General features: G+C 78.7%; 1 protein-coding gene. It reads left to right on the top strand.

Annotated features, from left to right (window positions below; translation table 11 throughout):
• Positions 1–53: 53 nt before the first annotated feature.
• A partial coding sequence (locus EHS43_RS45235) for a DUF2510 domain-containing protein (RefSeq protein WP_125196124.1) occupies positions 54–910 on the top strand: 857 nt, incomplete at its 3' end.

Below are 910 nucleotides of genomic sequence, written 5' to 3'. Positions count from 1 at the left end.
GATAGATGTGGTGCCCCCTCTATTGACCCCCGAGCAGATACGGGACGACGGACATGAGCGCCCCAACCCCGGCACCCGGTGACGACAGGCCCCGCGAGGGCTACTACCCCGACCCGTCCATTCCTGGATATGTCCGTTACTGGAACGGTGCCTCCTGGGTGCCGGGCACCAGCCGTCCCGCCCCGGCGGACGGCGAGCCGCTCGCGCCGCCGGCCGGCCCGGGCTCCGGCCCGGCTCCGTCCCCGGTGGAGGAGACGGGTCCGCACTTCTTCGACGAGGACCCGGTCGAGGAACCCCCGCACCCCGACAGCCAGCACGGCGGCCGGCCCGAGCCCGCGTCCGCGTGGGCCGCCGACCGGGCCCACCAGGCGGGCTTCGGCGGCGACCAGGACCGCCGGGTGTCGTGGGGGTCCCCGCAGGCCGCCGCGCAGGCCCAGCAGGAGGCGCCGCAGGGGATTCCGCAGCAGGGGGCGCAGGGGCCGCAGGGGGCTCAGCACGGCGTACCGCCCCCGCCGCAGGGCGCTGATCCCCGGGTGCCCGGCCCGGGGCGGCCCGCCGGGGGTTCCGCCCCGGTCCAGCCGGACGGGCACGCGGCACGTACCGACGGCACGGCGACGATCCCGCCCGCCGAGCCCGACGAGGACGGTGGCACGCGGGTCTTCCGCAGGACCACGGCCGAGTCCCGGGGGGCAGCGGCGGGCCGGCCGTCAGACGACGGCACCATGCAGTTCCGCGCGCTCTCCCCGCGCACGGCGCAGCAGGGCGCGGGTCCCGGGGCGCAGGGCGGAAGCACGCCCGGACCCGCGCATTCCGGTCCCACGGCGGAGGGCGGGCCCGGGGTGCCGGGCACCCAGCAGGCCGCGGCCTCAGCCGCCCCGGCTCCCGCGGGCCCTCAGGGCCCCGGTTTCGG

This window comes from Streptomyces sp. RP5T, assembly GCF_003933965.1.
In the GTDB taxonomy this organism is placed as follows: domain Bacteria; phylum Actinomycetota; class Actinomycetes; order Streptomycetales; family Streptomycetaceae; genus Streptomyces.
This window is presented reverse-complemented; position numbering and strand designations above follow the sequence as displayed.